At 68.2% G+C, this 12,399-nt stretch carries 19 protein-coding genes; 1 reads left to right on the forward strand and 18 read right to left on the reverse strand.

What is annotated here, in order from left to right:
- Positions 1-8: 8 nt before the first annotated feature.
- From PMI14_RS09720 to PMI14_RS09760, 8 genes are all read right to left on the reverse strand, one after another.
- The gene (locus PMI14_RS09720; RefSeq protein ID WP_007853340.1) at positions 9-863 is read right to left on the reverse strand and encodes a nucleotidyl transferase AbiEii/AbiGii toxin family protein; all 855 of its coding nucleotides are present in this window, start codon (positions 861-863) and stop codon (positions 9-11) included.
- Entirely contained in the window at positions 856-1,887 is a 1,032-nt protein-coding gene (locus tag PMI14_RS09725; RefSeq protein ID WP_007853341.1) for a type IV toxin-antitoxin system AbiEi family antitoxin, read from the reverse strand. Before PMI14_RS09725 ends, PMI14_RS09720 begins: the two co-directional genes overlap by 8 nt.
- 79 nt (positions 1,888-1,966) lie before the next feature.
- Complete coding sequence (locus tag PMI14_RS09730; protein WP_007853342.1) at positions 1,967-2,716, reverse strand: terminase family protein; 750 nt, start codon at positions 2,714-2,716, stop codon at positions 1,967-1,969.
- A 272-nt stretch (positions 2,717-2,988) separates the two neighbouring features.
- Positions 2,989-3,612, reverse strand: coding sequence for a hypothetical protein (locus PMI14_RS09740; RefSeq protein ID WP_146187935.1), 624 nt, complete (start codon positions 3,610-3,612; stop codon positions 2,989-2,991).
- A 55-nt stretch (positions 3,613-3,667) separates the two neighbouring features.
- Positions 3,668-4,420, reverse strand: a complete 753-nt coding sequence (locus tag PMI14_RS09745; RefSeq protein WP_007853344.1) for a terminase large subunit domain-containing protein — start codon at positions 4,418-4,420, stop codon at positions 3,668-3,670.
- Positions 4,410-4,913, reverse strand: coding sequence for a terminase small subunit (locus tag PMI14_RS09750; RefSeq protein ID WP_007853345.1), 504 nt, complete (start codon positions 4,911-4,913; stop codon positions 4,410-4,412). Before PMI14_RS09750 ends, PMI14_RS09745 begins: the two co-directional genes overlap by 11 nt.
- Positions 4,910-5,218: a hypothetical protein gene (locus PMI14_RS09755; protein WP_007853346.1), complete on the reverse strand. Its 309-nt coding sequence runs from the start codon at positions 5,216-5,218 to the stop codon at positions 4,910-4,912. Before PMI14_RS09755 ends, PMI14_RS09750 begins: the two co-directional genes overlap by 4 nt.
- 24 nt (positions 5,219-5,242) lie before the next feature.
- The gene (locus tag PMI14_RS09760) at positions 5,243-5,566 is read right to left on the reverse strand and encodes a hypothetical protein (protein WP_035203077.1); all 324 of its coding nucleotides are present in this window, start codon (positions 5,564-5,566) and stop codon (positions 5,243-5,245) included.
- A 324-nt stretch (positions 5,567-5,890) separates the two neighbouring features.
- Here PMI14_RS09760 and PMI14_RS09765 point away from each other — a divergent pair, with 324 nt between their 5' ends.
- Complete coding sequence (locus PMI14_RS09765) at positions 5,891-6,766, forward strand: hypothetical protein (RefSeq protein WP_007853349.1); 876 nt, start codon at positions 5,891-5,893, stop codon at positions 6,764-6,766.
- A 3-nt stretch (positions 6,767-6,769) separates the two neighbouring features.
- On the opposite strand, the gene PMI14_RS34825 is transcribed toward PMI14_RS09765, so the two are convergent.
- The 10 genes from PMI14_RS34825 to PMI14_RS35775 all read right to left on the reverse strand — a co-directional run bounded on the left by PMI14_RS34825 (position 6,770) and on the right by PMI14_RS35775 (position 12,316).
- Positions 6,770-7,255, reverse strand: a complete 486-nt coding sequence (locus PMI14_RS34825; RefSeq protein WP_035203082.1) for a hypothetical protein — start codon at positions 7,253-7,255, stop codon at positions 6,770-6,772.
- A complete protein-coding gene (locus PMI14_RS09775) occupies positions 7,252-7,854 on the reverse strand; it encodes a lysozyme (RefSeq protein WP_007853355.1) in 603 nt (200 codons plus the stop codon). Before PMI14_RS09775 ends, PMI14_RS34825 begins: the two co-directional genes overlap by 4 nt.
- Positions 7,851-8,129 carry a holin gene (locus PMI14_RS09780; protein ID WP_007853357.1) on the reverse strand — a complete coding sequence of 93 codons (279 nt, stop codon included), beginning with the start codon at positions 8,127-8,129 and terminating at the stop codon, positions 7,851-7,853. Before PMI14_RS09780 ends, PMI14_RS09775 begins: the two co-directional genes overlap by 4 nt.
- Positions 8,130-8,426: 297 nt before the next feature.
- Positions 8,427-8,999 carry a hypothetical protein gene (locus tag PMI14_RS09785; protein WP_007853359.1) on the reverse strand — a complete coding sequence of 191 codons (573 nt, stop codon included), beginning with the start codon at positions 8,997-8,999 and terminating at the stop codon, positions 8,427-8,429.
- A 2-nt stretch (positions 9,000-9,001) separates the two neighbouring features.
- Positions 9,002-9,430, reverse strand: coding sequence for a hypothetical protein (locus PMI14_RS09790; protein WP_007853361.1), 429 nt, complete (start codon positions 9,428-9,430; stop codon positions 9,002-9,004).
- Entirely contained in the window at positions 9,427-9,870 is a 444-nt protein-coding gene (locus PMI14_RS09795; protein ID WP_108016619.1) for a hypothetical protein, read from the reverse strand. Before PMI14_RS09795 ends, PMI14_RS09790 begins: the two co-directional genes overlap by 4 nt.
- Before the next feature lie 5 nt (positions 9,871-9,875).
- Entirely contained in the window at positions 9,876-10,805 is a 930-nt protein-coding gene (locus PMI14_RS09800; RefSeq protein WP_007853364.1) for a DUF6475 domain-containing protein, read from the reverse strand.
- Positions 10,792-12,009, reverse strand: a complete 1,218-nt coding sequence (locus tag PMI14_RS09805) for a DUF1376 domain-containing protein (RefSeq protein ID WP_007853366.1) — start codon at positions 12,007-12,009, stop codon at positions 10,792-10,794. Before PMI14_RS09805 ends, PMI14_RS09800 begins: the two co-directional genes overlap by 14 nt.
- Positions 12,006-12,182 (reverse strand): hypothetical protein, encoded by a 177-nt coding sequence (locus tag PMI14_RS34830; protein ID WP_007853368.1) that lies wholly within the window; start codon positions 12,180-12,182, stop codon positions 12,006-12,008. Before PMI14_RS34830 ends, PMI14_RS09805 begins: the two co-directional genes overlap by 4 nt.
- Positions 12,182-12,316: a hypothetical protein gene (locus tag PMI14_RS35775; RefSeq protein ID WP_255344576.1), complete on the reverse strand. Its 135-nt coding sequence runs from the start codon at positions 12,314-12,316 to the stop codon at positions 12,182-12,184. The genes PMI14_RS34830 and PMI14_RS35775 overlap by 1 nt, the downstream gene beginning before the upstream one ends.
- Between the last annotated feature and the right edge of the window lie 83 nt (positions 12,317-12,399).

Raw genomic sequence — 12,399 nt, forward strand, 5'->3', positions numbered from 1 at the left:
CACCGTGCTCAGCCGCCAACTGGCCCTAGAAATCCGCTGCGGTAACCCGCGATGAATGCGCGCAGCCGCCGCGCATCACCGTCCATTGCCAGTTGGCTGCGCACGCGCAAAAGCGCGTCCAGCATTTGCTCAGGGTCAGCAAGAATGACACGCACCTGCTGTGCGGTTCCCGGACTGCAGAGCATTGCAGCATCCTTGCCGAGCAACGCCGCGCCGGCCAGGTCGGGATCGTGGCCTGCCATCTCCAGCAGCGCCGCCTCTTCTTCGTAGAGCCGGTCCATATTGCCGGCATTGGCATACGCCTGCGCCAATGCAAGAAAGTCGGTGGCATCCTTGTTGTTTTCGCTACCGCGGTCACGCCAGGCGAGCAGCTTGAGCACCGACAACGCGGGCAGCGTGCAGACATGAATCGACAGCCCCGCACCCAGATCCACCAGATCCGCGCTCTCCAACCCCTCCCTGAACCCGGCCACATTGAGCACCACGTCGTGGCCAGGCGGCCAGGTGATGGTCTGGTCCTCTCCTGCAACGCCCCCGAAAGGAATGAGATCCAGCGGAATTCCACCGGGCCGCAAGTAGTGCATCCGGTGGGACATGCCATGCACCTCAAAGAATGCCTCCGTCGCGGTGAGCCGATTCTTCAGCATGGTGAAGCGCTCCCAGCTGTCGATGTACAGGCCGATGTCCACATCGCGCGTGGCCCTTCGCACTGCCTGACCATGCACATGCGTGAGCATGATGTCCCGGGCCATGGCTCCGCCCACGAACACATCGATGCCCAGCGCCTGCGTGGCCGCTTTGGCATGCGCAAGAATCGCATGCAGGCCTGGATCGATGGGACGTTCGGCCAGTACCCTAAGCATTCTTGAGCCGCTCCAGCAGCATGCCCGCAACCTCCACGCTGCGGCCTTCGTTGCTGGCCATCAGGTCGGAGTAGACCAACAGCAAGGGCGCCACAGCCGGCACCAAGACCTTTGCATTCGCCTTCGCCTGGTCTGCGAGCGGCCAGAAGGCATCCAACACTTCGATGGGCCCCTCAGGGTCTGGGCGCAGGCGATGCTTGCGCAGCAGTTGGCCCCTGTCCAGCCAACTGTAGATGCACGCGCTGGCCGGGTTGATGTATTGCGTGATCGCAGCGGCAGCCACCTCACCGCCCAGCGCCACTTCGGGTTCATCAGTCAGAAGACTGCTCCCCCGCCAATCGGCACCATCCACGCAGGCGTACCGCTGCGGCTTGAGCTTGCCCCGCAGCGAAATCGGATACTGCCGCGCCCACTCCATCTGCAGCGTCTGTATGTTCGCCACCCGCCGCTGGCGCGCCGCGCCTGTGATGAAACCCAGCGCAGCCAAGTCCTCGATGGCATTCGACGTGGATCCCAACGCTGCACCGGCCGCCTCGGCAATGGACCGCACCGGCTGCTGTGCCAGGCCGTCAATCGTCAGCAGCGCAAAGATGACCCGCAAGGTGCTGGCCTTGCGCAGGGCGGATTGGTCCGACGGAATGCGCAGCTCTTTGGGGCGCGGCTTGCCGGTGATGAACACATGCGTTCCCGGCAGATCAAGATGGACGTTGCCCGCAGTGTCCAGGAAGTTGATCCCCGTGCGCTGGCATTCCTCGGCAAGCTTGGCGGACAAGTAGGGGGAGATCAAAAGCAACTGGGTCTTGCCGTTACCACCGAGTTCCTTCTCTGAGCGGTACCACGCCAAGTCGCTGGTGCGTGCAATATGTCTTACTTGGACCTCAAATTGACTCGGATCTTGCCCTGCTCGAGCGAGCTTGACGATCGCGTCGTTGTGATCCTCTAGGCCCGGCAAAGCCAGAACCTCGCCGTGCAGGACTGGCTTTGCAGCGTTCAGAGCTTGCTCAATCACCGCAATTTTGTTCATTTTTTAAAATGTTCATTTTTTGTGAACACCCATAATAAACGAACACCATGGGCAAGGAAAGCAGCATCGGACAGGGGCTCTAGTACCCTCCCCTCCTCCCCCCATACCCCGCAGACCGGCCCCCCAAGGTCGAGCCCTTCGGCTCCACCACCGCAAACCGCAGCATCATCACCCCATACCGCGTGGCGCTCTGCAGGTCGTCGCGCAGCTTGACCACCAGCCCGTCCTTGCGGTGGTACAGCCGCCATTCCTCCAGCCAATCCCCACACGTGCTGAACACCTTGAAGCGCCCGGTCTGCATGCGCGTGAGCAGGTCGCTGATGCCCGCCTCCAGGCCGTTGCTGCCGTCTTCGAACGTGGCGCGCTCGGGCAGCAGGTTCACACCCAGGGTGCGGTACTGCCCAGCCAGTTGCTCGCCGCTGCCCTTGTCGTGCTGCAGCCCGTCGTGCGGCCAGGCCACGGGCATCCAGCGGCCGCGCGCCGCGATCAGCGGGGCCTGCATGGCCACGCTGGTCTCGCGCACGCGAAAGGTGTCGTACACGTAGACGGTGTCGGTGTCGCGGTCCCACGCCAGCCAGGCGGCTGCGGCCGGGTGGTCCCAGCCGAAGTCCAGGCCCACGATGCGCGGCCAGTGCGCGGGCAGCGCGAACGGCGGCACGACGATGGACTCCTCGGCCACCGGGAACACCTTGCCGCTGCCCAGCACGGGCACGCCGTTCATGCGCGCCTCGCGCTCGTGCACGGGGTAGCTCTCGGCCAGCTCGCGCTTGGCGGTTTCGTCGAGGTGGGGTACATCGTTCCAGCCGGCCTGGATGACTGCTTTGCTCATGGAGGATCCTGGTTGGGCAGGCTGGAGCCCGCCGGTGTATGAGCCGCTCTGCAGCACTGCGCCGACCTACTGTGCAGGGGTGTAATCCATCGGCCGCAGATGGCTTGGCAGGTACAGCGGATGGCCGGGGGTGCCGTCGGCAGTCAGTCGAAGGACCTGGAGCCGGCTTTTCTCGCCAGCAACTTGATGGCCACCCGGATCATGGGCGCTTGCGCCAGGAGGGATGGGCTGGTCGGGCATGACCATGCAATCGAGCGCTGTGGCTCTGCGCTTCAAGCGCCCGGCCTGTAACCATCCCTGAGCCACCCCTCGAAAATATCCGATAGCTTGGGCACCGCTTCCTCCTTGGCCTTGCCCCGGCTGATGAAGAGCGCCAGCTCCTTGCGCCCCTGCTCTTCGCGCCCCGCGAAGGCATGGCACATGGCCGCGGCCATGTGCAGTGGCAGCTGCATATGGCGCTGCTTCGACCCTTCGGCCATCTCGATCACCTGCGCAAAGACGTGGGCAGGTGTGGGGGCCGCCTGCCAGAACGCCTGTGCCTGGGCGATTGCCGCGTGCACCTTCTCGGGCATGCCCGTCAGCAGCCCATCCACGCCCCAGATGTAGGACAGGTTGTGCGCCGCACCCTGGCCATCCACAAAGGCATCGAGCAAGGCCGATTTTTCCGTGCGGTGCCATTTGGGCTTGCCACCCGCCAGGTGGGGCACGGCGTCGAAAGAGTAGCCCCAACGCGGCGACAACCCACTGCCCAGCTGCCAATACTCAAAGATGCGGCGAATGGGCGCGGCACTGCTGTTCACCCACAGCATCGGACGCACATTGACAAAACCTTGTGGCCCCAACGCCGCGTCTACCAATGGCGCAATGTGGGCATGGCATTCGGCGATGGTGAGCAATTGGAATTCACGCATGGGCGTGATCGTACTGTCTCAGCACGCCCCAGAGCAGCCATCACGCCACACCTGCTGCGCCGCGCGCCCCCCCCACCACCACCCCTTTCGTCAAGAAATCCAGCACCACCTCCGTCGCCCCCTCCAGCGGCGTGAAGGTGATCGCAATCAGCCCCTGCGTGGTCGCCGTGCGCGTCAGGCACTCGTTGTAGACCGCCACGGGCGGCTCCTCGTCCAGCCACACCCAGTGGCGCGCGGTGCCCTCGAACGCCTTGCGGCCCTGGTCATACGATTTGAAGCCGATGACCGATTCGCCCCCGCTCTGGTGGCGCACGCACAGGTAGTCGAGCGCGCCGTTGGCGCCGGCGCGGGGGCGGGCCTTGGCGATGTCGTCGGCCGGCACCATGCCGGTGCCGGGCTGGCCGGGCGGGCCGTAGAGCTCGAGCTGAACGATGTCGCGCGTGGTCTCGAGCGACTTGCCTGCGGCCCAGGCCTGGATGGGGCCTGCAAAGCGCCGGCCCTCCCACCAGGCGGGGTAGCGGCCCGTGAGGTGCAGGGCCGTCTCGTACGCACCGCCGATGGTCTTGCCCACGCGGTTGCCGGCCATGAAGCAGCGCTCGCGGTGCGTGGCGCCGGCCTTGAAGAAGGCCAGGTGCCGCGCATACAGCGCGCGGCGCAGGGGGCCCTCGTCCTGGAAGAAGCGGCGCATGCGCCAGCCCGCAAGCTTGTCGCGCAACAGGCCTTCGATGGCTTCTATCTCTTCGAGGGTGGCACCGGCCAGAACATCGGGCAGGGCGGGAAGTTCAGGCGGCACCGTGCGGCTTCTCCTTGGTCGATTTCACCTGCTCCAACGCAGCCAGCATGCCTTCGGCGCGCTCTGCGGGCATGTGGGCCAGGGCCTTGCGCAGCGGGTCGGGGGCATCGTCGGATTTCTTGGCGAACATGCCCAGGTGCGTGCCCAAGAGGTCCAGGGCCTTGAGCTTTTCGGGTGACTTGAACTTCTTGGCCAGCTCGAGCTGGCCGCCGGGCCCGATCTCCACCACCTCGATGGAGGCGATGGCCGCGGCGGTGGCGCCGTCGAGCTCCTGCACGCGCTTCAGGCTGCCGTCGCCGTTGAAGATCTTGCGGATGTCGAAGAAGGCGATGCTGGCCAGCTCGCGCACCACCATGGCGGGCGTCACGCCGTCCTCTGGCATGCGGGCGCTGCCGCCATCCAGTGCCGGGGCCTTGCCCGGCACGGGGGCTTCGGCAGTTGCTGCAGCCGAGGGCACTGCCAGCAGGCGCGGCGCGGCGGGGCGGCCGCTCATGCCGCAGCCGCCCCGCGCACCAGGCGCTCCATCGCGGCAATCACGCGCAGGCGGTCTGCATCGTGCAGGCATTCACCGCGCAGCCAATCGGCCGGGAAGAGCACGTTCACCGCGCCCAGTGCGGCGTACGGCACGTGCTCGCGCGCGGCCTTGATGAGGGCCGTGGCACTGCCCAGCGGGTGCAGGTCGCCGCGCAGGTAGACCAGGCCCGACGCGGACACGCCGGCCTGCAGGGGTGGCGCAAGGCCGCCGGGGGCCTGCAGCTCGATGAGGTGCAGGTCTTCTTCGCTGTGCTCACTGTCCATGGTCGGCCTCCTCCTTGGCAGCCATCAAGCAGCCATGGCCAGCGAGCGGCGGGCGTCCATCTCCGACACGCACACATCGCCGCCCACGCGCCGCTGCAGGATGCTGTAGCACTGCACCAGGCGCCGCCCGCGCGCACTGGATGCCGGGCCGGTGCTGGTCTGCACGCGGCCCGCCTCGCGCAGCTTGGCCAGGCAGCTGCTGATCTCGGGGTGCGAGGTCTTGGGCAGGTCCAGCGCGGCGCCGATCTGGCCCAGCGTGAGCGGCTGCCCGGCCTGGCTGTGCAACAGCTTTTCCACGCGCGACTTGAGGCCGCCCGCGCGGATGCTGGTGATGGTGCGCGAGGGCATGGTCAGGACACTGGGCGTGCCGTGTGCGCCGGAAGAAAGGTGTAACTGCGTGTGTGCTTGCATGGCAGGCCTCAAGGGAGTTGGCAGGGGTTGCGGCAGGCGCTGAGTGCATGCGGGGCCATGGCGGCATCGCCTCGCAAACCGCGCGGGTGTTGGGTCGTGGTGCTGCGGCAGGCCGCAGGGCATCAGAAAAAAAGCCCAGCGGCGCAGGGCCTTGCGGGGCGGCACGGGGCTTGGCGCCAATACGACAGGTGCCACCAGGGCGTGGTGCCGGGCGGCTACGATCCCGCCACCCAAAACCACTGATAACAAGGGATTTCGTTCATGAGGGCATCACCCAAAACCATCTGCGCCGCGATTGCGGCCGCCACCTTGTCGATGTCCGCCTCGGCGGCGATCGACATCGACCTCACCAACGCGGGCTACCAGAACGAGGCGGTCGACAGCTTCACCGTCAAGCGCCTGAAAGTGCCCGGCGCGGGCGAATGGGACGTCACCTTCAAGTGGGACCCGCAGACCCTGCACTTCGTGCCCCAGGCGGTGGCGGCCAGCACGGCAGCGCAGTTGCAGATCTCGGGCCCGACCACGGTGAACGAGGCCGGCACCATCACGCTGTCCGCCGCCGTGCGCAATGCCGACGGCACCTTGGCCCCCACCGTGGCCGTGTGGAGCGTGGTGCCCGCATCGGCCGGCACCATCACCCCGCAGGGCGTGTTCCTCGCCGCCAGCCAGACCGCCGACGTGAACGCCGTGTTCACCGCCAGCGTACTGCTGCAGGGCAAGACCATCACCAGCACCTACACGGTGAAGGTGGTCAATGTGGCCGCTGCATCGCGCACCTGCGCGGGCGCGCTGGCCAACAACGCCAACGGCATGCTGCTGGCCGACTTCGGCGTGAACCCCGAGACGCAGAAGGTCACCATGCTGCTCACGGCCGCATCGGGCAACCCCAGCTTCCTGCACGGCAGCCTGTTCTTCGTGCAGGGCACCACCTCCATCGACGTGTCGCCCTACACCTTTGACGCCGACACGGCGCTCTTCACCCCTTCGGGCGGCTGGTCCGGCGTTGGCACCATCGCCTCGCCCGCGCAGAAGCAGGCCGTGTTCTCGGCCTTCCCCTCCAGCATCAATCTGGCGCAGCCGTTCCAGATCCGCTATGCGGGGATTGCCGGGGCACCGGGCACGATCGCCTGCAACTGACAACTAGGGGCGGCTGGCAGCCGCCTGCTGCGTCACAGGCCAGGCATCGCGGAAGGCCCGCGCATCAGCTGCGTGGCCGTCAGCCTGTCGCGCCAGCTCTTGATGCGCTCGGCTGCAGTCTGCGAGTAGCTCACCGGCGGCAGTGGCGTACTCAGCGACGGCTGCGGGGGCAGCGCCGGCAATGCGGCGGGCAGCGGCGGCGGCTTGCTCGCGCAGGCCGTCAGACTCAGTGCGAGCACGGGCAGCATCGCGCTGCAAAGCCGCTTCACGGGTGCGTGCTTCATTCAGGGCTCCTTGGTACTTGAGTGCAGTGGCGCGCTCCGCCGCCCAGGCGGCCTGGCTGGCGCGTGCGCGCTCGGTGGCATGGGTGGCCTGCAGGGCGGCGATCTGTTCTCCCAGGCGCCAGCCCTGCAGTTGCCAGGCAGCAGTGGCAGCCACGGCTGCGCCAAGCACCGCCACGGCCGTGTGGGTGATGAGCAAAGTGGTCATGGCCTGTGGTGCCCCTGCAGCAGGCCCTGCAGGCATGCGGTCGTCTCGGCCGCGCGCCGATTCGCCAGGCCCTGCACAAAGCGCATTTCGGGCTTGCCATCGGGCTGCGTGCGCCCGGTGCGCACGTAGCTCCACACCGGCTTGCCACTGTCCGAGAGGCCCAGCCGCCGGCAGCCCAGCGCCCATTCGCCCGCATTCCAGGCCACCATGGCCTGGCTCGCGCAGGTGTTGCCCACGCCGTTGTTCCAGGCATGGCTGGTGGCCATGTCGAACACGCTTTGCGGCGGCAGCCGCGTGAAGCACCGGGCCAGGCGCAGTTGCAGCACCTCGATGGCGGCACCCTCCTCCTGCGCGCAGCGCGCCGGCGTCCAGCGCTGGCCCACGACCACCGGCGTGCTCGTCACATGCCGGGTGATGCCCTTGCAGACCGTGGGCAGGCCGCCCGCCAAATGGTCCGCGTAGACCAGGCCGGGGTCGCGCGCATCGGGCTCCCACTGGCCCAGGAAGGTGAGCACGCCGGCACTGGCCAGCGCGAGCGAGCCGACCAGATGGGGGAAGTAGCGCAGGCGGTCGGCACCGGCAGATGTGCTGCCGCTCATTCTTCGGCCCCCTGCTCGCCCATGTCGCTCTCTTCGCCCAGCCCCTGGCGCAGGCGCGCCATGCGCAACGCATGCTCGCGTGCCTGGCGGCGGTTGGCCTCGCGCTTGTAGTACCAGGTGACGGCCAGGCCGGCAATGGCCACGGCAGCGCCGACCAGGCCCAGGAACTCGTTGGACGTGATCCAGCCAAAGCTGGTGAGCCCGGCGCCGGTGGCAATGGCTTTGCTGCCGGTGGCGCCCAGGGCCTCGATGGTGTCGTTGGGGGTGGTTTGCATGGCGGGGTGCTCCTTGCGGGTGCAGGCGCTCGGACGGCGAGGGCGGGCGCAAAAAAAGCCGCTGCTGCGGCTTGGGTCGGTGGGTGGCAGTGCGGTGGGCCAGGCGGCGACATCGCCCATAAAAAAATCCCGCAGGGCAGGCCATGCGGGATCTAAAAAACTCAGGACGAGCATCACCCCTTGTGTCTACCGCAGTCGCTACAGGCGAAGGCCAGGCTGTGGCTGCGGGCAATCAACGAAGGGACGGTGCGCGAGAAATTCGCCATTTCTCATTTTTTGCAATCGTCGGCTGCAATTTTAACCCCGGCCGGTGGTGGCATGCAAGCGTTTTTTCATCGACTGGTTGCGGCGGCTCACGCAATCGTCCAGCATGTTGAGCATGCGGCGGCCGTCCTGGCCCATGGGCTCACGGGCCTTGCGGCTGCCGCCGCAGGCCTTGCACACGCGCCCCAGCATGGGCGTGCCGGGCACCAGCGCACTGCCGCGGCCCATGCAGGCGCGGCAGGTGGGGGCGAGCCAATAGCACACGCTGGTGCGTGCCAGGCAGCGCGGGTCGGCCAGGCGCTTGGCGGCGGCCCAGTGCTCCACGGCCTCGAGCACCTGCGCCAGCGAGCGCAGGCGCGAGAGCAGTTGCACGGCATCGGCCTCCGGGTGGCTGCGGCGCTGTTGCGCGGTGCTGTCCCATTCGCCGCGCAGGCGCATCAGCGCGCCGCCCAGCATGCCGGGCGACCAGCCGGCGGCAATCAGCACATCGGCATCGCCACGGCGATCGGGGTCCACCTTCAGGTTCGAGGACGAGGTGCCCGCGCGGGTATAGGCCTCTTCCACGGTACGGTAGGGGCTGTGGGTGGGGTCGGTGGTCATCAGCATGGTCATCCCTGGTGTTGGTTGGTGGTGGTGTCGTCGGTGTGGCCGTGCAGGGCATCGGCGCTTGCGGCTTTCAGCGTGCGTGGCACCACGCCGCAGCGCACGGCGTTGTCCTGCAGTGCCTTGAGGCGCCGGTACTCCGCCAGCACCACGGCATGGCCGGCGCCGGCGCCGGCCGCGCCGAACACGGCGGCCAGCTCGCCCTGGTAGGCATCGGTGTGGGCGCCCTCCTTCAGCGAGCGCCAGAACTGCGGCCCCTGCGCCAGCGCGCGCACCTTGCAGCCATGGCAGTGGGCTCGAAACAGCGGGCTGTGCGCGCGCGTCTGCGCGGCCTGGCACGCAGGGCATGGCTGCCCTGCCCCACCACTGCGCAGCAGCGCGCAGACCACGGGCCGTGCGCCTGGGCGCTCGGCAATCAGCAGTGCGGCGCTCATGCCCAGCCCTCCTCCACCATGGCGATCAGGCGCACCAGGGTGGCGCGGTCCATGGCGGGCAAGATGCGCTGCCGCACCGCATCCACCGCCGCTGTGTAAAAGCGCTCGAAGGTCTGCTGGTCCATGGCCTCGTAGCGGATCGACTGAACGATGGGCACGGTCTTCCCGTTGCGCGGGTCGATCGCATCGTCGCAATAGCCAGCCGCAAGCTTGACGGCCACCAGCGCCTTCTCGCGCGTGTCGTAGATCTCGCTGTTCTCTGCCACCACCTGCAGCAGCGCGAACAGGCGGCGGTGCTGCGGGCCATTGCGCGGGCGGCTCCATTCCATGCGCAGGCAGGTGCCAGGCTTCATGACTTCGAGCTTGCGCGCGAAGCGGGTCCAGGCATCGTGGTCGGCCGGCGTCGTGCCGCGCAGTCCTTCGGCGGATTTGATGAGCATGGCTTTCATGGGTGGTACGTCCTTTCTGCGGTGGTGTTCAGGGGATGGGCTGCGGGGCCCGGGCGGTAGGCCGGCCGCCGCACCCCGGTCGCGGCACGCAATGCGCCGGGCCGTTGGAGTGGTGCTGCGGCCGCCAGGGGGCCCGCCGATGCCAGTGCGCGCAGGGCGGCACGGTCCATGGCGGGCGAAGCTGGTTGCGCCGCCCGCACAGCAATGGGCAGCGCATGGCGCGGCTCGGCCGAAGCCGGCTGCGCCGTGGCTGGGGGTGCGCCCGATGGCATGCCATCACCGTCTCCACCACCGGCAAGCGGCGCGGCCGTGAGGGCCTGCAGCGAGTGAAAGCGCACCGCCGTCTTGCCCGCCGCGTTGCCGCCTTCGTACACCAGGCGCGCGCGCTCTGCATTGCCAATGAATGCGATGCGCGGCGGCGGCAGGCCGACCTTGGCGTACTCGCTGTCCGGGCTGCGGTCGCCGCCCAGGCAGCGCGGGTAGTCGAAGCTGCCGCGCCCGGTGTAGGCCCGGTGGCTTTCGCAAAAGCGGTGCTGCAGGTAGCCCAGCTCCTTGAGGTCGGTGCGGCACACCTTGGGCCAGCCGCCCAGGTCCTGCACGGCGGCGTGGATGGCGGGGTCGTCAAAGACCACGTCGGTGTAGGCGCCCACGCTGCCCATGGCCTCCAGCGTCTTGCCCCAGGCCAGGGCCGCCCGGTCGGCCGCCGTGCCAGCAAGGATGCGCACCACATCGGCCACGCGCGGCGCAAAACGGCCGTGCTCGGGGTCGGTGGCATGGCGTTGCATGGCCTGGCGGATCTGCGACAGCTCGAACGGCTGGCACGCGCCCCACCACAGGTCCAGCACAAAGCGGCTGGCGTCCTGCCGGTAGTAGGCGAGCACGTCGGTGATCAGCTGCGCAAACAAGGTGCGTTCAGAGGGCTGCATGCGGTGGCTCCTTTCCATGGGTGGGTGGGTGATCCAATACCTCGGACAGCCCGGGCGCCTCGGCCGCCCAGGCATCGGCCACGCTGCGGTTGCGCTGCTCCAGCGCCTCCTGCCGGTTGGCCGGCGCGTGCAGCATGCCCGGCATGTGCATGCCTGCAGCGCCACCGCCGCTGCGCTGCCCTGCGGCGCGCATGCACACGGCCTTGAGGTACTGCGCCGGGTCGGCCGGGCGGGCCACGCAGGCGACGCGCACGGCCTCGGCCACGATGTCGCTGCCATAGTCCTTGCACAGCCGGCCGACAAAGCTGCCGCACTGCGCACGCGGCATGCCCGCCTGCTGCAGCAGCGATTTGCCCGCGGACCACAGCGCATCGCGCGTCAGGCCATCGGCAGGCCCCTCGGGTGGCAGGCCGGCACCCGCACCGCCGCCCCGGCTGGCGGGCGCAGGCCCCTGCGTGCTGCCCTGCCCGCTGGCCGATGCAGCGCCGCCCGTTGCGCCAGCAACGGGGCTGCTGTCCCCACCAAAGAGGTCTGTTCCATCTCCTTCTCCGTCTCGCTCTCGGCTCCGTTCCTTTCGGTTCCCTTTAAGGCCGGTTTCCGGTGGATTGCCGGCGGACGGGTGCAGGATTTCCGGCGGAAAGCAGTCGCCCTGTTCGGGCCCGCAGCCATCGCCCTGCGGCACCATGCCATGCGGGTAGGCCCCGGTCTTCCACAGCGCCTGCGGGGGCACGCCCAGTGCGGGCTTGCCCTCCTTGGCGCGCTTGGCGTTTTCCTTGCGCAGGCGGTCGCAGTACTTCTCGTAGGCGTACTTCTCCTTGGCGGCAAAGGCCGCAATCGCCTTCTCGGCCACCACCGGGTGGTACAGGCGCCCGTCGGCACATTTCACAAAACCGTGCAGCGCCGCGGCGCGCACCTTCTTCCACTCCTTGAGCACGCGGCCATAGCCGGCCAGGTTGGCCAGCTCCACGTCATCGTCGGGCAGCGAGGCCGCGGGCACCTGGTGCCAGGCCGCGCACCACAGCAAAATGCCCGCGCGAAACGCCTCGCCCTCGGCCGCAGCCGCGAACTTCGAATCGCGCAGCCGCCGCACATCGAGCTCCATGTACTGGAAGTCGCTCAGGTCGCAGGCGGGCAAGGTCAGCGGTGCAGGCAGGCCTGCGCTGACCTTCACATTGCTGCTGGTGCTGGTGCTGCTATGGCTCACGCGCCCTCCTGCCCCGGGGCCGCGGCATAGGCCTCGTTGAACTGCGCCCACAAGGCGGTGCCCGGCTCGTGGGGGTTCGCCTCGGCCAGCGGGATGTGCTGCGCGGCCGCCGATTGCGCGGCGGCGCGCAGCACGTCGGGCGTCAGGCGCTGTATGGTGTTGCCGACCGCCATCACTGCCGCCAGTCGCGCGCAATGCGGCGGCTCTTGTCCAGGCTGGCCTGCGCCTGGGCGCGGCTCTCGATGCAGATCGCGCCCCTGGCACGTGGAGCCAGGCCCACGGTGCGCAGGCCCCGGCAGTTGAACACAGTGATCGCCGTATCATTAGATCGGAAGAGCGTCGTGTAGGGAAAGAGTGTAGATCTCGGTGGTCGCCGTATCATTAAAAAAA

Source organism: Acidovorax sp. CF316 (assembly GCF_000276605.1).
GTDB lineage: Bacteria > Pseudomonadota > Gammaproteobacteria > Burkholderiales > Burkholderiaceae_C > Acidovorax.